At 66.2% G+C, this 21,094-nt stretch carries 16 protein-coding genes; 7 read left to right on the forward strand and 9 right to left on the reverse strand.

Annotated elements, in window-relative coordinates; translation table 11 throughout:
- Window positions 1-101: 101 nt before the first annotated feature.
- Genes tagH through tagF form a run of 5 tightly spaced genes read left to right on the forward strand, consistent with a single transcriptional unit; the run spans window position 102 to window position 8,161 of the window.
- On the forward strand, window positions 102-1,448 hold the full coding sequence (gene tagH, locus AWB80_RS38995; protein WP_061179955.1) for a type VI secretion system-associated FHA domain protein TagH: 1,347 nt from the start codon (window positions 102-104) through the stop codon (window positions 1,446-1,448).
- A 19-nt stretch (window positions 1,449-1,467) separates the two neighbouring features.
- Window positions 1,468-2,808 carry a type VI secretion system baseplate subunit TssK gene (tssK, locus tag AWB80_RS39000; RefSeq protein ID WP_061179985.1) on the forward strand — a complete coding sequence of 447 codons (1,341 nt, stop codon included), beginning with the start codon at window positions 1,468-1,470 and terminating at the stop codon, window positions 2,806-2,808.
- A 31-nt stretch (window positions 2,809-2,839) separates the two neighbouring features.
- On the forward strand, window positions 2,840-4,141 hold the full coding sequence (tssL, locus tag AWB80_RS39005) for a type VI secretion system protein TssL, long form (protein WP_061179956.1): 1,302 nt from the start codon (window positions 2,840-2,842) through the stop codon (window positions 4,139-4,141).
- A gap of 34 nt (window positions 4,142-4,175) precedes the next feature.
- Window positions 4,176-7,586: a type VI secretion system membrane subunit TssM gene (gene tssM, locus AWB80_RS39010; RefSeq protein WP_061179986.1), complete on the forward strand. Its 3,411-nt coding sequence runs from the start codon at window positions 4,176-4,178 to the stop codon at window positions 7,584-7,586.
- Entirely contained in the window at window positions 7,586-8,161 is a 576-nt protein-coding gene (tagF, locus tag AWB80_RS39015; protein WP_061179957.1) for a type VI secretion system-associated protein TagF, read from the forward strand. Before tssM ends, tagF begins: the two co-directional genes overlap by 1 nt.
- On the opposite strand, the gene AWB80_RS39020 is transcribed toward tagF, so the two are convergent.
- The 9 genes from AWB80_RS39020 to AWB80_RS39060 form a co-directional block, all read right to left on the reverse strand.
- Window positions 8,158-8,985 carry a PP2C family protein-serine/threonine phosphatase gene (locus AWB80_RS39020; RefSeq protein WP_061179958.1) on the reverse strand — a complete coding sequence of 276 codons (828 nt, stop codon included), beginning with the start codon at window positions 8,983-8,985 and terminating at the stop codon, window positions 8,158-8,160. The genes tagF and AWB80_RS39020 overlap by 4 nt on opposite strands.
- A gap of 40 nt (window positions 8,986-9,025) precedes the next feature.
- Entirely contained in the window at window positions 9,026-10,411 is a 1,386-nt protein-coding gene (locus AWB80_RS39025; RefSeq protein ID WP_061179959.1) for a serine/threonine-protein kinase, read from the reverse strand.
- 1 nt (window position 10,412) lies between these two features.
- Window positions 10,413-11,291 carry a c-type heme family protein gene (locus AWB80_RS39030; protein WP_061179960.1) on the reverse strand — a complete coding sequence of 293 codons (879 nt, stop codon included), beginning with the start codon at window positions 11,289-11,291 and terminating at the stop codon, window positions 10,413-10,415.
- The gene (locus AWB80_RS39035) at window positions 11,288-12,178 is read right to left on the reverse strand and encodes a FecR domain-containing protein (RefSeq protein WP_061179961.1); all 891 of its coding nucleotides are present in this window, start codon (window positions 12,176-12,178) and stop codon (window positions 11,288-11,290) included. Before AWB80_RS39035 ends, AWB80_RS39030 begins: the two co-directional genes overlap by 4 nt.
- A gap of 54 nt (window positions 12,179-12,232) precedes the next feature.
- The gene (locus AWB80_RS39040; protein ID WP_061179962.1) at window positions 12,233-13,768 is read right to left on the reverse strand and encodes a hypothetical protein; all 1,536 of its coding nucleotides are present in this window, start codon (window positions 13,766-13,768) and stop codon (window positions 12,233-12,235) included.
- Window positions 13,769-13,820: 52 nt separating this feature from the next.
- The gene (locus AWB80_RS45370) at window positions 13,821-13,955 is read right to left on the reverse strand and encodes a hypothetical protein (protein ID WP_279628691.1); all 135 of its coding nucleotides are present in this window, start codon (window positions 13,953-13,955) and stop codon (window positions 13,821-13,823) included.
- Between the two features lie 252 nt (window positions 13,956-14,207).
- Complete coding sequence (locus AWB80_RS39050; protein ID WP_482764101.1) at window positions 14,208-15,389, reverse strand: porin; 1,182 nt, start codon at window positions 15,387-15,389, stop codon at window positions 14,208-14,210.
- A 155-nt stretch (window positions 15,390-15,544) separates the two neighbouring features.
- Entirely contained in the window at window positions 15,545-16,861 is a 1,317-nt protein-coding gene (locus AWB80_RS39055) for an MFS transporter (RefSeq protein ID WP_087131959.1), read from the reverse strand.
- A gap of 608 nt (window positions 16,862-17,469) precedes the next feature.
- Entirely contained in the window at window positions 17,470-18,927 is a 1,458-nt protein-coding gene (locus AWB80_RS39060; RefSeq protein ID WP_061179966.1) for an NAD-dependent succinate-semialdehyde dehydrogenase, read from the reverse strand.
- 374 nt (window positions 18,928-19,301) lie between these two features.
- Between AWB80_RS39060 and AWB80_RS39065 the strand changes: the two genes are divergently transcribed.
- The gene (locus tag AWB80_RS39065; protein ID WP_061179967.1) at window positions 19,302-20,339 is read left to right on the forward strand and encodes a zinc-binding dehydrogenase; all 1,038 of its coding nucleotides are present in this window, start codon (window positions 19,302-19,304) and stop codon (window positions 20,337-20,339) included.
- 66 nt (window positions 20,340-20,405) lie between these two features.
- Complete coding sequence (locus tag AWB80_RS39070; protein WP_061179968.1) at window positions 20,406-21,017, forward strand: DUF2889 domain-containing protein; 612 nt, start codon at window positions 20,406-20,408, stop codon at window positions 21,015-21,017.
- The last annotated feature ends 77 nt before the right edge of the window (window positions 21,018-21,094 follow it).

Genomic DNA, 21,094 nt, shown 5'->3' on the forward strand with positions numbered 1-21,094 from the left:
GCAGGCGCCGGCGCAGGCGCGGCGAGCGCGTCGCCCGATGCCCCCGCCGCGCCCCGCCAGGCCGATGACGGCTCCAGATGAACGGACACGAAGGAGACTCCATGTATCTCACGCTCACGGCGGAGAGCTATCAGGGCAGCGCGCCCGATGCGCCGCTCGCGTGCCGCTTCGGCGCGGCGGGCGGCACCATCGGACGCGGCCCCGGCAACGAGCTGGTGCTGCCGGATGCGGCGAAGACCGTGTCGCGCGTGCATGCGCGGATCGACTGGACCGAGGACGGCTGGCGGCTCGCCGATCTCGGCGGCAATCCGAGCCGGGTCAACGGCCGGCCGCTCGCGGGCGGCCAGCCCGCGCCGCTCGCCGACGGCGACGTGCTGGAGATCGGCGGCTACCGGCTCGGCGTGCGATCGATGGCGCGCGCGCCCGTTGCAGCCTTCGACGCGCCGCTCGGCGTGCACGACCGTCGCGGCTTCGATCCTCTGGACGCGGCGAGCGCGCAGCAAGAGGGCGCGGCGCAGACCTTCGCGCACGATCCGCTCGCCTGCGCGGCGGTGCTGGCGGATTCGCCGCTGCCGGGCCCGCGCTTCGATCCGCTCAGCGGTGAACATGAAGCGCCTCATCGGCTCGACGGCCATGCGGCGTTCGCCGGATCGCAGAGCGATCACGTGCCGCCCGAGCAGGTCGCCTACGTGCCGCCCGTGCGCGCGATCACGCATGCGCCGGCGGGCGGCATTCCGCACGACTACGATCCGCTCGGCGACATGGCGCTGGCGCCCTGCACGAGCGCGCCGGAGTTGCCGATCCCCACGACGGCCGCCGCGAATGACGCGGTAGCCGAATCGGCCTACGCGGCGCTGCTCGACGGCATGGGCGTCGACGCCGCCGCGCTCAACACACGCGATGCCGCCGAGGTCGCGCGGCTCGCGGGCGCGATGCTGCGCACGGCGGTGCGAGGCGTCGTGGACGTGCTGCTGTCGCGCTCGGTGATGAAGCGCGAAATCAGTCTCGACACGACCATGCTGGTCCAGCGCGACAACAACCCGCTCAAGTTCTTCCCCGACGGCGATGGCGCGCTCGCGCAAATGCTGCGCGGCGCGAGCGCCGGCTATCTGCCCGCGCAGAGCGCGCTTCAAGGCGCCTTCGACGATATCCGGCGTCACGAACTCGCGGTCCTCGCGGGCACGCGCGCGGCCATGCAGCACCTGCTCGGGCGCTTCGATCCTGAGGCGATCGCGGCGGCTGACACACGGCGCGGCTGGCTCGACTGGCTGCCGGCGTGGCGCAAGGCGCGTCAGTGGGAGCGTCTGGTGGCGCTGCATGCCGAACTGACGCGCGCGAGCGCCGACGACCTCCAGGCGCTCACCGGCAGCGCTTTCAACGACGCATATGAGCGGCAGGCGAACGGTTTCGCCGATGCGAAGCCGCTGGCTCCTTCAATCCTTCATTGAATCCAAGCGCGAGGCGACGATGTCCAGGAACAACAAGGTGATCTGGTCCGAAGGCATGCTGCTTCAGCCGCAGCATCTGCAGCAGCATGACCGCTACGTGCGCGCGCAGATCGACGCGCGCTGCGCCGCCTTGCGGCCCTATGCGTTCGGTTTTTCGGAACTGGAGATCGACGTCGCGCAACTGAAGCTCGGCCGTATCGCGCTGACCGCGTGCGCGGGCGTGCTGCCCGATGGCAGTCCGTTCCGGCTGCCCGCCGACGATGAACTCCCGCTTCCCCTCGCCGTGCCCGAGGACGCGCGCGATCTGACGGTCGTGCTCGCGTTGCCCGTCGCGCGTCATGGCGCGCCCGAGGCCGCGTATGCGGCGCAGGCCGGTCACGATGGCTTCGCACGCCACCGCATCGCGGAAACGGAAGTGCTCGACAGCAACGAAGGCGCGACCGGCGCCGCGCTCGTGCAGGTCGGCAAGCTGCAACTGCGCCTCGCGTTCGAGGAGGACGTGGCGCACGCGCATACGTCGCTCGGGATCGCGCGCATCGTCGAGCGCCGCGCGGACAACAGCATCGTGCTCGATGCCGGCTACGCGCCGCCCTGCCTCGACTATCGCGTGTCGCGGCGGCTGTGCGGATTCGTCGACGAACTCACGGGCCTCATGCATCAGCGCGCCGATGCGCTCGCCGCGCGCCTCGCCCAGCCCGCCGCGACCGGCGCGGCGGAGATCGCCGATTTTCTGCTGCTGCAGGTGCTCAACCGGGCGGAGCCGTTGTTCGCGGGAATTGCGTCGACGACCGGTCTGCATCCGCACGACCTGCATCAGCACGCATTGCAACTGGCGGGCGAGCTCGCCACGTTCAGCCTGTCCGGCAAGCGTCCGGGCGCGTTCCCGGCGTATCGCCACGAGCGGCTCGATGCGACCTTCACGCCGATCGTCGATGCGCTGCGCGCCGCGCTCGCCGCCGTGATGGACCCGCATGCCGTGCCGATCGCGCTGGAGGAGCGCAAGTACGGCCTGCGCGTGGCGATCGTGCCGGACCGCGAGCTGTTCCGCTCGGCGAGCTTCGTGCTCGCGGTGAAGGCCGATCTCGCGCCCGCCGCGCTGCTCAACGGCTTTCCGCAGCAGGCCAAGCTCGGGCCGGTCGAGCGCATCCGCGATCTCGTCAATCTGCAATTGCCGGGCGTCGCGCTGCGTGCGCTGCCGGTCGCGCCGCGCCAGTTGCCGTTCCATGCCGGCTTCACCTATTTCGAGCTGGAGCGCGGCGGCGATCTGTGGCGGCAGTTCGCGACCTCGGCGGGCGTGGCGCTGCATGTAGCGGGGGATTTTCCCGGCATCCAGTTCGAGTTCTGGGCGATCCGCCCTTGAATCCCCGCTCCATTCGACGAAGGAACGCATTGTGAATGCACCCGCCTTGCCGCAAGCCGGCTTCGACCTCGACGACACCATTCTGATTCCGCAGCCGGGCGCACGCCTGGCGGAGCGCGCGCGCATGGACGAAGCGCCGCGCGCGCCGGTGCTGCCAGCCGCGAGCGGCCTGAACCCGCTGGTGCGCGCGGCGAATCCGCTCATCGAGCTGGCGCTGCCGCTGCGTCAGCGGGCCGCGATGGCGGACATCGAAGGGCTGCGAGGCGAGCTCGTACGCATGGTGCGCGCCTTCGAGCAGGATGCCCGCGCGGGCGGCGCCGACACCGAGAAGCTCGCGGCGGCGCGCTATTGCCTGTGCACCTGCATCGACGAGGCGATCGCGGGCACGCCGTGGGGCAGTGGCGTCTGGGCGAGCCGCAGCCTGCTCGTGACCTTTCACAACGAGGCGTCGGGCGGCGAGCGTTTCTTTCTGATCCTGCAACGGCTCGCGCAGGATCCGGCGCGCAACGTCGACGTGCTGGAGCTTCTGTACGTGATCCTGTCGCTCGGTTTCGAAGGACGCTATCGACTGATCGACGGCGGACGCAGTCAGCTCGAATCCGTGCGCGAGCGGCTCGAACGCATCATCCGCGACCAGCGCGGCGCGTTCGAAACCGAACTGTCGGTGCACTGGCGGCCCGCCGAGCGCGCGCGCCGGCCGCTCGTGCAGCGCCTGCCGCCGTGGGTCTGCGCCGCACTCGCGGGCGTGGTGGTCGTGGCGACGCACATCGCGCTCGCGATGAGCCTGAATCGCACGTCCGACCCCGCGTTCGAAGCGCTCGACCGCGTTCGCGTGAGCGAGCGGCCCGCCGCGCCGGCGCGCGTGATCGCGCCCGCCGCGATGCCCGCCGCCGCTGCGAGCCTCGCGAGCTTCCTCGCGCCCGAGATTCGCGAAGGCCTGGTCTCGGTGCGCGAAGCGGCGGACCGCTCGATCGTCACGATCAACGGCGACAACCTGTTCGCCTCCGGCAGCGCGTCGCTCGATCCCGCCTACGGCGCGCTGATCGGGCGCATCGCGCAGGCGCTTGCGGGCGTGCCCGGCAAGGTCGTCGTGACGGGGCATACCGACGATCAGCGGCTCGTGTCCGCGCGCTTCCCGTCGAACTGGCATCTGTCGCAGGCCCGCGCCGACAGCGTGCGCGCGATGCTCGCGTCGCTCACCGGCACGCCCGCGCGCTTTTCGGCGGAAGGGCGCGGCGACGCCGAGCCGCTCGCGTCGAACGACACGCCCGCAGGCCGCGCAAAAAACCGCCGCGTGGAGATCACGCTGCTCGCGCCGGGCGCATCGTCGTGAGGCATTCGTCAAGCAGATCAGCATGGAGATATCGATGAAAAAGATCGCAGGAGCGCTCAGGACGCCGCAATGGCTCACGCTTGCGGGCGTGCTCGCGTTGCTCGTCGTCGTGTGGTTCGAAGGGCCGCTGTTCGCGTTCGATGGCCACGCGCCGCTCGAGACGGCGCACCGCCGCTGGATCGCGATGGCCGCGCTCGTCGCCGTGTGGGGAATCGTCTGGGGCGCGCGCCTCGTCGCCGCGCGGCTCGTCAATCTGCGCTTCATGAGCGGCGTGGCGGGGCAGGGACCGGCAGCCGCGGCCGGCAGCGCGGAGCTCGCGGTGCTGCGCGAGCGCTTCGAGCAGGCGCTCGCGATTCTGCGGCAGGCGCGCATGAAAGGTGTCAACGGCCGCCAATGGGTGTATCAGTTGCCGTGGTACATGTTCATCGGCGCGCCGGGCACTGGCAAGAGCACCGCGCTCGCGCATTCCGGCCTGCGCTTTCCGCTGCGCGAGAAGCTCGGCGAGGACGCGATCGGCGGCGTCGGCGGCACGCGTCACTGCGACTGGTGGTTCACCGACGACGCCGTGCTCGTCGACACGGCAGGTCGCTTCACGACGCAGGACAGCGACGCACACGCCGACGAATCCGCGTGGACCGGCTTCCTGCAACTGCTGCGCAAGTACCGGCCGCGGCGGCCGCTGAACGGCGTCATCGTCACGCTCTCGGCGGCGGATCTCGTGCGCGAGGACGACGCCGCGCGCGATGCGCACATCCGCACGATCCGCAGCCGCCTCACGGAGCTGAGCGAGCGGCTCGGCGTGCGCTTTCCGGTGTATGTCGTCGTGACGAAGTGCGACCTGCTTGCGGGCTTCACCGAATTCTTCGACGATCTCGGCGAAGCGGAGCGCAACCAGGTCTGGGGCATCACCTTCGCGCTCGACGAGTCGCCGGGGGCGAGCGCGGCGCTCGCCGCATTCCCCGCCGAATTCGATGCGCTCGGCACGCGGCTGCAGGCGCGCGTGCTGCATCGCATGCAGCGTGAGACGGACGTCGCGCGGCGCGCGCGCATCTACGGCTTCGCGCAGCAGTTCGCGGGGCTGCAGCCGGCGCTCGGTCGCTTTCTCGATGGCGCGTTTCGCGGCACGCGCTTCGACGCGTCGCCGCTCCTGCGCGGGGTCTATTTCACGAGCGGCACGCAGCACGGGCGGCCGATCGACCGCGCGATCAGCAGCATCGCGCAATCGCTCGGCTTGCGTCGCGATGCGGCGTATAACCGCGATGCGTCGGGGCGTGCGTATTTCATCAACCGGATGCTCAAGGACGTGGTGATCGCGGAAGCCGGGCTGGTGGGCGCGAACGCCCGCTTCGAGCGCTGCAGCGCGTGGCTGCGGCGCGGCGCGCTCGCGCTGGTCGGTGTGACGCTCGCACTCGCGCTCGCGTGCATGGCCGTGAGCTATCAGCGCAATCGCGCCTATGTCGCGGCGTTCGAGCGCGAGACGCGGCATGTCGGGCAGCTGGCGCGCGAGGCGAACGCGGCCGCCGGTCCGCTCGCCGTGCTGCCGCTCTTGGACGCGGCGCGCGCGCTGCCCGGCGGCTATGCGGACGCCGGCAAACCGGTGCCGTGGCTCACGCGGCTCTGGCTCTATCAGGGCGACAAGCTCGGTCAGGCGGCGCGCGTGACGTACCGGCGTCTGCTCGATCAGACCTTGCTGCCGCTCGCGGTCGGCACCTTGACGCAGGAATTGCGCGATGGCGCAACGGGCAATGGTCCGGCATCCGAAGCGCATCGATATGAAGCGCTGCGCGCCTATCTGATGCTCGGCGACGCGCGCCATTTCGACGCCGCCGCGCTGCGCGCGCATCTGGTGCCGGCGCTCGCGGCTGACGCGAGTCCCGCGCAGCGCAGCGCGCTCGACGCGCATCTCGCCGCGCTGTTCGACAAAACGCACTTCGATCCGTCGCTCCCGCTCGACGACGCGCTCATCAGGACGGCGCGCGCGGGGCTGGCGGAGTTGCCGCTGTCGCAGCGCATCGGCAACCGGGTGGACGGCGAGCTCGCGCAGGGCAACATCGGTGCGTTCAGCGTGAGCGCCTCGGCCGGACCCAACGCGCCGCTGCTGCTGCGGCGCACGAGCGGCGCGCCGCTCACGGCCGGCGTCGCGGGCGCGTACACGCGCGCCGGCTATGCGCAATACACGAACCTGCGCGACGCCGCGCTCGCCAATGTCGAGAAGGACGCCTGGGTGCTCGGCCGCGACGACGTCGCGCTCACGCCCGACGGCATCGCCGCATTGCGCGCCGCACTCGACGAGCGTTACTTCGATGCGTATATCCACGCATGGGACGCGCTGCTCGACGATGTGAGCGCAGCGCCCGTCAGCGGTCTCGCCGATGGCGCGCGTATCGCGAACGAGCTGTCCGCGCCCGACTCGCCGCTCAGGAAGTTCATCGTCGCGGCGGCGCGCGAGACGACGCTCGGCGCGAACCCGACGACGCGCGTCGACGACCACTTCCAGCCACTGCATCAGCTCGCAGGCAAGCCGGGCGACGCCACGGCGCTGGATCGCGCGCTCGCGCCGCTCAAGGACGCCGCCGTCTATCTCGATGCCGCCGACGCCGCGCGCAGAATGGGCCAGCCCGCGCCCGCCGGCGACGCGCTCGGCAAGCTGAGGCTCGCGAGCCAGACGAGCCCGGCGCCGCTCACGCCGGTCGCCGCGTCGATCGCCACGGCCGGCACGGCGCTCCTCGAAGGCGGCGAGCGCGCCCGGCTGGATGCGCAGTGGAACGCGAACGCCGGCCCGCTGTGCCGCCGCGCGCTCGATGGCCGCTATCCCTTCGTGCGGGCTTCTACGCGCGACGTCGCCGCCGACGACTTCGGCAAGCTGTTCGCGCCGGGAGGCCTCATCGACGATTTCTTCCAGAAGAACCTGGCCGCGCTGGTCGATACGAGCGGGCCCGTCTGGCAATGGCGCGCCGGCACGCCGCCGGCGGGCATGCCGCGCGACGCCCTCGCGCAATTCCAGCGCGCCGCGCAGATCCGCGATGCGTTCTTCCACGACGGCGGCCGCGACATGTCGATCCGTTTTCGCGTGAAGGCGCTTTCGTTCGATCCGGCGGTGACGCAACTGAATCTCGACATCGACGGGCAGCAGCTTGCGCTCAGACAGGACGGCCTTCAGTCGATGCTGCTGCAGTGGCCGAGCGGCAAGAACACGGGCCGCGCTAGCGCTCAGTTCGATCCGGCTTCGGCGACGCAAGCCGCGCCGCTCGACGCGAGCGGTCCGTGGGCGCTCCTGCATCTGATCGACGCGGGCAGGCTCGACGCCACCGCGCAGCCGGACCGCTACCGGCTCACGCTCGATTCCGCCGGACGCAAGGCCGTGCTGCAGCTGGACGCGACGAGCGTCGTCAATCCTTTCCGGCGCGCGCCGCTCGAACAGTTTCGCTGCCCGGAACATCTGTGATGGCGTCGCCGGGTGTCGCCGGATGCTTCGGCAAGCTGCGCGGCAACGGCGACTTCGTGACGCGGCGTCTGCCGCAAGGCTTTGTCGTTCCCTGGGATGCGATGTTGCAGGCGGGCCTGCTCGCGAGCCGCGCGGCGCGCGGGCGTGCCTGGCTCGATGCGTATCTGGGCGCGCCGCTGTGGCGCTTCGCGCTCGGCGGCGGCGTGCTCGGTGAGGACGGCTGGGCGGGCGTGCTGATGCCGAGCGTCGACAGTGCGGGCCGGCATTTTCCCCTGACGATCGCCGCGCCCGTTGAAGCGGGCGCGTGGTCCGCCTGGCGTCCGCATTCGCACGCGTGGTTCGCGCATTGCGGCGCGCTCGCGCTCGCGACGCTCGGCAAGGGCGCGCGTCTCGTGGATTTCGATGCCGGATTGCTGGCGCTAGGGCCTGGACATGACGCGAACGAAGTTTCGACGCCGTCGCATGCAGGAGCCTGGGGAACGAGCGTCTGGTGGCATGCGCAAACGGCGCGCATGTGCGCAGGTCTGCCCGATGCCGCGTTCGTCGCGGCGCTCTTCGATGACCGTGTCGGTTAGCCGCCGTCGAAGCAGGCGATGACCGCCGTGATGTTGTCCTTGCCGCCGGCATCGAGCGCGAGCGCCACCAGTCGCTCGCAGGCGTCGTCGATGCCTTGCGGCGTCATCGCTCCGAGAACCGTTTCGATCTCGCCGTGCGGCACCTCGCCGTGCAGCCCGTCGCTGCACAGCAGATAGCGGTCGCCGGGCAGCCACGCATGCGTTTCGATGATGGGCGCGATCGACGGCAGCGGCCCGAGCGCCTGCAGCAGCACATTGCGCGGCGGCAAATGTTCGATGACACCGCGCTCCAGCGCCTGCTGATAGAGCGTCTGGTCGCGCGAAAGCTGCGTGAGCGCACCGTCGCGATAGCGGTAGAGGCGGCTGTCGCCGATGTGAAGCGAGATCAGACTCGCCGAGCCGGACGGCTGCCAGATGCCCGTCAACGTGGTGCCCATCGAGCGGTGCGCGAGACGCTCGCGCAGGTTCATCGCGTGAAGCGTCGCGTTGGCGTGGTCGAGCGCGTCGGCGGCGGCGCGCATCGCGCATGCCGATGCATCGTGCACGGTGGCGTCGGGATCGTAGACGTGGGCGGCGTCGGCGTGAGCGCGCGACGTCGTATCGGCGGCGAGGCGCGTGGCGATGCAGTCGAGCGCGGTCGCGCTGGCGCGCGCGCCGAAGGCATGGCCGCCCATGCCGTCCGCGACCGCGACGAGGTTCAGCGCCGGATCGATCAGAAAGCGGTCCTGGTTCTCGCGGCGCACGCGGCCGGCATCGGTGAGGCCGAACGCCGTGCATGCGGCAAGGCGGACCGGCGCGCGGCGGATGAGCGTGTCGGGATTCATCGGTCGTGCTCCTTCGGATGCGTGTCGTGGTGAACGGGCGCTACAGTCCGACATCGCGCTGGAAACGCGCGCGGTCGTATTGATCGGAGATGGCCGCCGCGAGCCGTTCGTGCAGCGCGCGCAGGCTGGCGGCGCGGACTGCCTCGCGTTTTGCGACGAGGGTGGCGATCGGACCGAGATAAACGGCGAGCTTGAGCGCGGCGGCCCGCACCTCTTCTGCATCGAGCGATGAGGGCGCCAATGCCGCACCATGCGCCGTGCCCGCGCTCGACCCGTCCGCGAAAGCAGCGACGAACTGCGCGCGGCCGCGCTCGGAAGGCACATGCGGCGCGAGCAGCGCGACGAGCGCCGGCAGATCCGGCGCATCCGCGCTGCGCGCCGCCGCGCGCCGCACCAGCAGACGCGCGACCGGCCCGATCTGCGCGGCGAGCCGCGCCTCGACCGAGGCGAGCGTGGCGGCGGGCCACATCGTGAGCGACGGCAACGACTCGCCGCGCCACGAGCCTGTCCCCGAAGCGAGCGCAGCGGCCGACGTCACCGGCTGCGCTTCGAGAATCGTGCAGTCGTCCGTGGTCGCGGGCCTGCCGTCCGAGGCATGGTGAAGCGCCTGCCGCAACGCGTCGGCCGTCTGAAAGCGCGCGGCGGGAAGGCGCGACAGCGCGCGCATCAGCACGTCATCGATTCCGGACGGCAGCGCCGGGTTGCAGACGGACGGCATGCGCGGCGTCTCGTGCATGACCTGCCGCATCACTTCCGCCTGAGATGCACCCGCGAACGGCCGGCATCCGGTGAGCATCTGATAGAGCACGATCGCGGCGGAGAAGAGGTCGGAGCGCCCATCGACGGACTCGCCCGTGAACTGCTCCGGCGACATGTAGCAAGGCGTGCCGATCATCGCGCCCGCCAGCGTCAGCGTCGACGATTCGACATGTGCGACGCCGAAGTCCGCGACCTTCAGCCGGCCTTGCTCACTGACGAGCAGGTTCGCGGGCTTGATGTCGCGATGCACGACACCGTGCGCGTGCGCGAAGCCGAGCGCGGCGAGCAGTTGCGCGAACCAGTCGAGCGCGCGCGCGAGTTCGAGCGGACGGCCCGCGTCGAGCAAGGGCTTCAGGGCGTGTCCGCAGACCAGCTCCATCGCGATATAGGCGGTGTCGTCGGTTTCGCCGTAGTCGTAGACGCCGACGATGTTCGGATGCGTGAGCCGTCCGGCGGCCTGCGCCTCGCTGCGCAGGCGCGTCATCAGACTCGCGCGCTCGCCGCTCTCCAGCAGCTCGTGGCGGACCGTCTTCAGCGCGACATGCCGCTCGATATGCGGATCGAAGGCGCGATAGACCACGCCCATCGCGCCCGTGCCCAGCACCGCGTCGATGCGGTACTTGCCCAGTCGGGCGGTGCGCGGCGGGTCCATCGCAGCGGCTTTCACCTCATGCCTCGATCATCTTGAACGCTTCCACGAGACTCGTCTTCATGCGCGCGAACGACGCGGCGAGCGAAGCGATCTCGTCGCGGCCGCGCTCGCTGAAGTTCGCGCCGTCGAGTTGTCCGAGGCTGGCTTCATCGGCGGCGCGCGAGAGGGCGCGGATGCGCCGCGTGACGAGCAGATGCACCATCACGTTCAGCGCAACCAGCAGCAGCACGAACACGGCGAGCAGCGAGCCGAGAAAGGTGCGCAGCACCGCGTTGCTGCGCGCGATGGGCAGCGCCATCGGCACCGAGACGAAATCCGCGCCGATGACGTCGTGCATCGCCCAGTTGAAGCCGTTGTCGGGACCGTATTTGTCGACGAGCGTTTTCGGGGCGCGCGAGGGCACGCTGTGACATTCCATGCAGGCGGCGTCGTTGATGCGGTTCGGGCGCGCGATATACAGATTCTGCCCGGTCGGCGTGTCGCGCAGTCCGACGACTTCCTTCAGTTCGGGCTTGTCGTGCAGATGGCGGATGACATCCGCTTCCCAGTCCGAGGGACGGTCGCGCGGATTGGTCGGGTTCAGCATCGTCGAGCGATACGAGTATCCCGCGAGGCGCTTCTCCAGCGTCATCAGCGTTTCGACGGCCGAGAAGGCCGGCACCGATTGCGGCACGAAGCTGTACTTGAGCTGCGTCTGCAGAAGCGGCGTGACTTGCGTCGCGGTGTAGTTCTGCGCCGCGCTCGCTGCTTCCATGAGGACGCGCGCGTTCTGCACGGTTTCGTCGATGGCCGCGCGACGCAGCAACTCGCGCGCGGCGAATCCGGCCGACACGAAGCCGACGACGAACACCGCCAGAAACACCAGATTGAACTTGACGGCGAGCGACAGTCTCATGATTCCACCTCGGTTGACGGGTTTTGCGCGGGCGAAGGCGCGCGCCGGCGCGGCATGGCGGGAGGCGGGCACAGCACGCGCCGCCATTCGGGAAGCGTGCGCAGGTTCTGCCGCACCTGGGCGCGGAACGGCTCGCCCTGCGCGAGCGGCCGAAAGCGTGCGACGAAGCCACGCCGGATCGGCAGCGGCGCGCTCAGCCAGTCGGCGATATCGGCATATGTCGCGGGGCGGCCCTGCGCCCGCGCGACGAGCTTCGCCTTCGCGGGCGCCGCCGATGAAGCGAGCGGATCGCGAAAAGGCAGCGGCATCGCGGCGACGAACGACGTCGCGGGACGCTTGCCCACATCGAGCGGCTTGCCGGTCTCGCGTTCGGCGTAGTGTTCGCCGTCGAGCGGCTGATGCGCGTCGGCATGTTCGGGCAGGGCGAGCGTCATGCTGCCCGTTTCGATGAAGAGCGAAGTCATGTCGCGGCTCGCATGCAGTACCGCCGCGCCGTCGAGCAGGCTCGCGTCGAGCGCGGGCGTATCGATCGACAAGGGCCCGGCCGTGCCCGTGCGCGGACGCGCGATCTTGATCCAGCCTGAGAGGAGCGCGAGTGCATAGCCGTGCGGCGCGGCATCGATGGCGACGCGCGTGTTGGCGGCGAGCGCCACAATCGTGCCGTCGCCGTCCTCGATTTGCGCGCCGCCGTGTGCATCGGTGGCGAGCAGATCGCCCGGCTGCAGCGCGATGGGCGCATCGACATTGAACACGGTCGTCGCACGGATCAGCGTGACGGTTCCTTCGGGCAGCAGCATCGCCGGGCCCGCGTGCGCGCCGTGCAGCGCGCACAGACATGCGAGCGCAACGCCGAAGCGAATGGTTTGCAGCAGAGTCGGAGCGTTCATCGCGGCGATGCCTCGGGGCGTGAAGGGGTTGCGATCATTGCATGCGCGCAGGCGCTATCCGTTCAAAAAGCCGAGCACGGCCTTGCGCACCTTCAGGTCCCAGGTCTGCTCTTCCTTGTGACTCGTGGCGAGCGTGAGCAGACCCTTGATCATCGCGTCGTCGGAACTGAATGCGAAGCCCGCATCGCCCAGATAGTCAGATCCCCAGACCTTGAGGCTGTCGACGTACTTGCAGCCGGCCGTGAATTCCGCCTGCGTGACGATGTTCTCGTCATCCTTGAACATCGCGAGGAAGTGCATCTTGTCGCCGCAGATGCCGGAGTTCAGGGCGAGCACCGAGAGCGCCGGAATCGGCACCGCATAGCGCTTGAACCAGCCGTTGAAGGCGAGCGGCCGGGTATGCAGCGCGTCGCGTTGCATGCGTGCTTCCCAGTAACCCTTCGCCTGCTCGCAAAACCGCTTGATGCGCTTGATTTCCACGATCTTCCAGATCACCTTCGCGAGCGTTTCCATGATCGACACGACCGCATCGATGATGGTCGACGCACCCTGGCTCGCGAACTGCAGGCCGAGGCTCGCGCCGCCCTTGACGAGGTCGTATACGCCGGAACCGATGCTCAGCTTCATCGCGCGCCTGATCGCTTCCACGATGGTTCCGGGATGCCCGGTCAGCAGTTGCACGTCGCGGCCTTGCACCCACTCGCGATACTTGGTGATGCTGCTATCGACGGTATTGGCGATGCCCTTGGCGATATCGAGGCCCGCGCCGATGAACGGCGCGAGCGTGGCGAGCAGCTTGCCGCACAGGAAATCGATGAGCTTGCGCAACAGCGCGGGCATCGTGTCGAGCGCGAAACCGCCGGGATCGTTGCGGATGTCCGCGACCTTTTCGCGAATCATGTCCCACAGTTTTCTTGCGCCTTCCTCGACTTTGGCGCGAATGGCCTCGTACAGCCGCTGCGCCGCGCTGCTCAACGCCGGCAACGTGAGCGTGGAATTCGTGAGCTGATTCGATTTCGTGAGCGTCGGTTCCTTGCGCTTCCTGATCTTCTGCTGCACCTGTTCGAGCGCGAGCGAGGCCGATTTTTGCACGACACTGTTGTCCAGCACCGCGGAGGCGCGCGCCGCCGCGACATTGGTGTCCGGCGCGAACCCGAGGCCGACGTTGGTGATATCGAAAGCGCCTTCCAGCAGCACCTGAAACGTGTCGTCCTCCAGTTCCAGGTTGCCGAAGAGGTACAGCACGCCGAGGCGTGCGTTGATCAGCGCCGGCGTCATGAAGTCCTGCGCGCCAGCCGCGGCGTCCGTGTCGCCTTTGCCGCGCAGTTGCTGATCGAGCAGCGTGAAGTATTTCGAGCCGTTGCGCGAAGCGCTTTTCCAGGCATCGTCGGGGCCGGCCGAAAGTTGCCAGCGCTCGTACGCCTGCACCAGCGAGTGGAACTGATGAACCGTCCGGTTGCGCTGATACATGAGGATCTGCTGATCCAGATCCTTCAGCGCCGCGCCGCGTACCTGAAGCAGCGCCGAGGTTCCTCTTAGCCATTCATCGTGGGGAACGATGTCGGGCAACTGGGCATAAGCGTAGGGCATGGAGAGGTCTCCTCGAAAATCTGAGCTTGTGGTTGAGTGTCGGGGAGAGCGCCTAGCACCACGCGATATCGTTCAGCTTCACGTAGCGGGTCTCGATCAGGCGGCCGCTGCGACTGCGCACGTCCACCCGATAGATGCAGCCGAAGCTGAAGAAGTTGTGCTCAAGGACGAAGATTTCGCGGTGCATGATGCCTCCTGTCGAGCCGTTCGCTGAGCGAATCGTGCCGATCATGGTCGCCGTGGGATGTCGCGACCGTCGATAGCAAAACAGCGGGGCAGGAGGTTTTGTTCCGCGTGGAAGCGGCGATTTATTTGCGGGCGGGAAAGGAATAAATGCGGGTTTGAAGTGTCCGGCCGGACGGGTTTCCTGCCGTCATGGAGCACCGCGCGGCTCCATGCGGCGCGCGGCACCGATGCACGCGCGCCGCTGAATTTTCGATTAGAACTTGTGCCGGATACCCACGACTGCGACGGTTTGCTTGTTGGTGCTGGACGGCGTGGCGCCCACCAGCGCGGCGACGGCGGGTTTGCCGGTGGAATCGAATCCCGACACCTGCTCATATGCGACTACGGCGTAAAGATCGGTACGCTTGGACACGAAGTAGTCGGCCCCAATATTGACTTGATGATAGTTCGCACCTTCGATACCGCCGGCGCCGCCACCCCGTGTGTAGATGTACGCGAGACCAAGCAGCAACGAGGGCGAAACCATATAGCGACCGTTCGCCTCATAGCTGTTGAACGAGGCGGTGCCGCGCAAGGCGGATTGTTGTGCTGTGAGCCCGCTCACCGCGACGCTGCCAAGATCGCGGAAGCGCGTATTCGTATAAACGAAGCCGAGGGTTGCGGGGCCGACTGCGTAAGACAGGCCACCACCGAAAATGTCTTGCTCGCCCGCGGTGGAGTAACCCACGAATACGGGGCTTCGCATGTTGCTCGCGGTCGAACTGTCGTTCGCCTTGTTGCCCCAGAACGAGTAGTTCGGGGTATGTGTGGCCTGATAGCCCGCTGCGATCGTCAGCGGCCCCTGACTGTATGACCCTGCCAGACCCCAGATGGCATTTCGCGACATGCTCCCCGCGATGTTCCCGAAGGAATACATCGTTCCCATGGAGAAGCCATGATAGAGCGGAGACTGGTACTTGACGGTATTGTTGACACGATTCGAGCTGTCCATGTTGTCCAGGTCGGCGGGATGGGATCCATAGCCGGTTCCCACGGCAGCCCATGTATTGCCCGAGGTAAGCCCGGCAAAAAAATCGTACAGCGTCGAATACTGACGGCCGAGTGTCACCTGCCCGTAGGATTTCGAGATCACGCCGACGTACGCCTGCCGGCCGAAAAGTGTCCCGTTCTGTCCCATTGCGCCAGTTGTCGTGCTATATCCGGCTTCGATATTGAAGACTGTCGACATGCCTCCGCCGAGGTCCTCGAGTCCTCTGAAACCAAAGCGGCTGCCTGATTGATTCCCGCTGGTCATCGCGTACTGGCGATCTCCGTTCGCGTTCGAATTGAAAGTCAGGCCTGCGTCGATAATTCCATATAGCGTTACGCTGCTCTGAGCCCACGAGGACGACGTCAGCACGCCTAGAGCGACAGTAATCAGAAATTTTTTATGCACGTAGTAGTCCATAGCATTTCATTAAAAAATAGAGCTTTTGATGGATTGGGTGGACCCAGCGAAGTGTTGATGCGAAACTTGATTGAACAGCTCCGAGTTTGAGACGCCCACTGTCCGTGCTGAAAGGAGGCGGCGTGACACCGCCTCCTGACTGGTTATAAGGGCAGATCGCGGCCGGCACGCTCGGGCGCGAGTAGCGCGCCTATGATCGTCAACGACCCTGTGACGACGACGATCAGCGGTACCGCGTAGACATTGGGCGCGCCGCCAGCGCTCGCGAGTATGGTGGAAGCGATGAGCGGTCCCAGTCCGGAAATGGCGCCGGCGCCGATCTGATAGGCGATCGAGACACCCGTATATCGGGTACGTGTGTCGAACAATTCAGAGAGGAAAGCGCCCATTGGCCCATAGACCATGGAGTGGCCGATTTCGAGCAGAATGAGCGACGCCAGAACGAGCGGTAGGTACGCATTGTTGAGCGACCAGAACAGCAGGTACATGGCCGGTACAACCAGTACGCTCCCGATGATCGCAAGCACGCGGCGTCCGGTCTTGTCGGAGAGCCAGCCAAAGAAGACGGTCAATCCCATCGCGACGAAGCCGTTGACGAACTGGAAGAGCAGGATCGTGCTCACCGGAAGATGCAGCGCTCGCGAATAAGAAGTCGCGAACGTCCCGTATATCTGATACGAACACGCGCCAGTGGCAATGAAAATCGCGATGATCGTGGCTTTCTTGTGCTTTCCAAACAGTTCGGCGATAGGTAGCCGTTCGCGCTTGGCTTCGGCCGCCTTTTCTTCGGCCTTCAGGAAGACGGGCGTCTCTGAAACCCCCAGGCGCACCCACAAGCCGACGAAAACCAGTGCTGCGGATGCGAGAAAGGGGAGTCGCCAGATCCAGTACTGTGTTTCTTCGGGCAGGCGCGTGATGGCTGCAAAGATCAACGTTCCGATCGCGATGCCAAGCCAGATCCCGAAGTTGGCGAAGCTGCCCCAGTAACCTCTGCGATTCTTGCTCATGTGTTCGACGAGCATCAATACGCCGCCTCCCCACTCGGCCCCTGCGCCAAGTCCTTGGGCAAGCCGAGCAAGGATCAGCAGGACCGGCGCCCAGATTCCGATGACCGAGTAAGTCGGAAGGACACCAACGAGGAAAGTCGCCACGCCCATCGTGATCATGCTTGCGACGAGCACCTTCTTTCGACCGTAGCGATCGCCGAAGTGTCCGCCGATGATGCCGCCGAGCGGGCGGATGAGAAAACCGCTCGCCAACGTGCCGAACGACGCGATCACGCCAATCGTAGGGCTGATGCTGGGAAAGAACTGGTGAGCGAAATACAGTCCCGCAGCAAGCCCGTAGATATAGACATCGAAGAACTCGATGGTCGTACCGAGGATCGTGGACATAATCAGGCGTCGGTGAGTGCCTGGCCGCACGGCGGGCGTGTCTATTACGGCGTTGGTCGAATACATTTCGTCTCCTCTACGCTCCCGGCCAGTTTACCGGGGAGCATGTTGAACATCGGGCGCGGGTTGCTGCCGAGAGCGTTACTATCGGAAGGTTGATTTATGAAAGGTTAACCTTTAACTAATCATTGCCTGTACGTGAACGGCAGACTATCGGGGAAAACGCGCATCGTGGGTTGAACGAAGCCGAATTTCCGGGGGAATCAGAGAGGACAGTAAGATCGCAGCGTCACGAGGACATCATTCTTCATGGTTAACCATTCGAGTATTCTGGTCAGGGGCGAGGGGGCGCATAGTGCTCGAATTCAAGTTTGGCGCGCCGTCCCAAGGGCGTCAGCCACGCGCGATGAGAAAACAACAGATGCGGAGGAGGGGCGCTCCTCGCTGCGGGCGTTTCGCGCGTGCAGGGTGCGCCGACGGGTGCCGCGGCTTCGCAAATCGACGCGCGCGCACCATTGCTGAATTTCGCTCACAAGGGCATGCTTGTTTTGAGCCGTAGTCGATCCGCAGGCACATCGGCTAGAGTCCGTCGCGGGTGTCTCACGAAGTCAATTCGTCATGCGTGACGTTTGTGCGTCACGCCGGCTACTCGTTGCCGATTCGTTCCTGCAGGGTCAGGTAACGTGGTGCACGTAGCGTGGGTGCATGAAGGCTTCTATGCCTTCGTGTCCTCCTTCCACGCCATAACCGCTGTCCTTCACGCCGCCGAACGGCGCTTCGATTTGCGAAACCGCGAAGGTATTGATGCCGACCCCACCGACCTGCAATTCGTCGGCAACCGTCACCGCCGTCGCCGCTGAACGGGTGAACGCGTAGCCGGCCAGACCGTAGGGCAGGCGGTTCGCTTCCATGAGCGCTTCTTCGACAGTCGAGAATCGGGTGGCCAGCGCGAGGGGGCCGAAGGGCTCGACGTTCATCGCCCGGGCGCTTCGGGGCACATCCGCTATCAGAGTCGGGCGCCAGAACGTGCCTTGAAGATCGCCTCGATCGCCTCGATTGCCACCGGCGACGAGTCGGCCACCCTGGCTGATGGCCTCCGAGACCATCTCTTCGACCGCGTCGCGCCTGCGCCGGTTGGCGAGCGCGCCCATCTGGCTGGCAGGGTCCACGCCGGGCCCGACGACTATGCGGTCCATCGCTTCGCCGTATCGCCGGACAAAGGCCTCGTAGATGCCTTCCTGCACGATGAATCTGGTCGGGCACGTGCATACCTGACCTGCGTTTCGAATCTTGCCTTGTACGCAGGTCGCGACGGTCGTATCGAGATCTGCGTCGTCGAACACGAGTACAGGTGCGTGGCCGCCCAACTCCAGGGTGCAGGGCTTGAGCCCCTCGGCCGCCAGCGTGGCGAGGCGCCGCCCGACCTCTGTGGAGCCGGTGAAATGAACCTTGCGGATGATGTCGGAGCGGATCAGGTGACTTGATACATCTCCCGGCACGCCGAAAACGACATTCAACGTGCCGGCCGGCAACCCTGCATCCTGGAGCGCCTGGGCAATCCCGATGGTGGAGGCAGGGGTTTCCTCCGCAGGTTTGATCACGACCGTGCAACCGGCGGCCAGCGCCGTCGCGATCTTCCGCGCGGGTAGCACACCGGGAAAATTCCACGGTGTGAACGCGGCTACGGGGCCGAGCGGTTGCATCACCACCATCTGACGCGCGCCTCGCGTGCGCGCCGGGATGATCCTGCCGTTGGCGCGCAATGCTTCTGCCGCATTCCATTCGAGTGTTTCGGCAACGATCGAAAACTCGAGTGTCGACTCCGTCAGCGTCTTGCCCTGTTCCAGCGTCATCAGACGAGCCAGGTGAGCGCTACGTTCCCGAACCAGATGAGCGGCGCGGTTGAGTACAGCGGCGCGTTCGATTGCCGGCGTTTTTCTCCATATATCGAAAGCTGATGAGCTGGAAGCAAGGGCGTCGTCGAGATCCTGCCTGCTTGCCCGTGGCACCTCGGCCAGTACTTCTCCCGTCGCGGGATTTCGCACGAAGCCGCAACGACCGTCGCCGCCACGACGCCATTCTCCACCGATGAACTGCATCGGCACCGGATATTCATTGCTCTGCCTGTCCATTCCTGTCGCCCTGTGATAGTGCGGCGTCCGTGTCCACGGAGCGCCACCATGAGTGGATCGATGACCGGACGTTAAACTGCGAAATCTAAATAGTCAATGGATAACCAATAGCTTAAAGATCATGAGACGCGGTTCTTCATAGTGTTCCAAAGTTGGCGTATCAGCAGAGATTGAAGCCAATACGATCAAATTGGAAAGTGCTAGCGATCATCCCTCGATAAATTAATCAATGGTTGACATATAGACGGTTGCGGTTACTATCGGCTCTGAATGGTGTGTAAACAGGACCGCCACTCGGCCGACAGGAATGCGTCGGCTCGGCGCACGACACGGCGCGGCGGATTTTGGTCTCGACAAGAAGGAAGGGATTGGTTATGAAAGCGCTTGTCCTGGAAGGAATTCAGCAGCTTGCGGTTCGCGACGTGCCGGACCCTCAACCGGCTGCTCTGGGCGCGTTCATTCGCGTGCAGGCCAACGGCGTGTGCCGTAGCGACTGGCACGGCTGGATCGGTGATAGCAAGCGGGAATTTCCGCTCATCATGGGCCATGAAATGACCGGGATCATCGAAGACGTGATGCCGGGCGTGACGCGATTCAAAAAGGGCGACCGGGTCGTCGTTCCCTTCTCCGGCAGCGAAGGAACCTGCGAGTATTGCCAGAGTGGACAGTCGCATCTGTGCGACGGCGGCATCATCCCGGGCCGGACATACTCGGGTGGCTATGCTGAATTCGTGAGCGTCCCGCATGCGGACCGGAACCTCATGGCGTTGCCCGATGACATCAGCTTCACCGACGGTGCCGCGCTCGGGTGTCGATTCATGACCTCCTTCCACGGACTGGTCGACCGGGCCGAGCTTCGGGCCGGGGAATGGGTCGTGGTCTATGGGTGCGGAGGTGTGGGCCTGTCGGCGATCAACATCGCTGCCTCGCTGGGCGCAAGCGTGATCGGCGTCGATATCAACGACGCCAATCTCGATCTGGCGAACGAGATGGGCGCGCACTTCGCGATAAACAGTCGGGAATCGAAGGCGGTCGAGGCGGTCATGCAGATAACGAAAGGCGGGGCGCATGTGGCGGTCGACGCCCTCGGGATTGCTCAGACCTGCGTCGATGCGATCATGAGCCTGCGCAAAGGCGGTCGACAACTTCAGATCGGGCTCACGACCAGGAAGGAAGCAGGGTACGTCAGCGTGCCGATCGATACCATCGTGCTCAGGGAACTGAAGATCATCGGCTCTCTTGGCATGGCGCCGCACCGTTTTGCGTCGATGATTCCCATGGTCGCAAGCGGGCGCCTGACTCCCGGCAAGATGGTGACGAAGGAGATCGCTTTGTCCGATGTGAGCGGAGTGTTCGAGAGCATGACCAGGTCGGCGAACACAGGCACCTTCGTCGTCACTCGGTTCGAGTGAGCATCGCGCGCCTCGTCCGGTTCATTCGACAATGCGTCGGGCGCACCGACAGACCCGGAGTAAGCCATGCCCCTCAGCGAACCGAAGGCGCGAAGCCCGTTGCACAGGCGAGCAATCACGATCGACGCATTTCTCCGCGAAGACAATCTGACCGACATCGAAGCGACCCTGGTCGATACGAAGCCGGTCGATTTCAGGCTCGGCGTCGAGCGTCCGCACGTCGCGCCTGGAGAGGCGATACATAGAATCTCGGTCCGACTCACGGTGGACGGGAGCGGAACGATTCGCGCGACGGAGGTTGCCATGGATGCGACCCCCTACCACTGCTGCAAGGAGGTCGAGAGGCGATTCCAGCTGAACGGAATCAATCTGGGCGCCGGCTTCATGAGAGCGGTGCGCGAACGCATTGGCGCGGCAGACAACTGCTGGCACGCATCGCAGTTGCTGCCGCAGATGGCGACCGTACTTGTTCAGGCGAACTACCTTGCCATGCGTGAACGGATCAAACGCCTTCCCCTCGATGAACGACCGCCGCCGGCGATGCTGAACACTTGCGTCGGCTGGCAGGATCACCGGCCTCATGTCCAACAGGAATTTCCAGATTTCTATCGGGAGCAGGGTCGGCCGGACCGGTCGGACGATCGTTGCACAGGTCCGGAGGACGAGATGCCGACATGACGGTGCTCGATTTTCTTGTAGCATATTGGGCGGGACGGACCGCACTTCGCACGCACTCAGCGCCGCGCGTCCGCGAA

This window comes from Caballeronia pedi (assembly GCF_001544915.2).
Taxonomy (GTDB): Bacteria; Pseudomonadota; Gammaproteobacteria; order Burkholderiales; family Burkholderiaceae; genus Caballeronia; species Caballeronia pedi.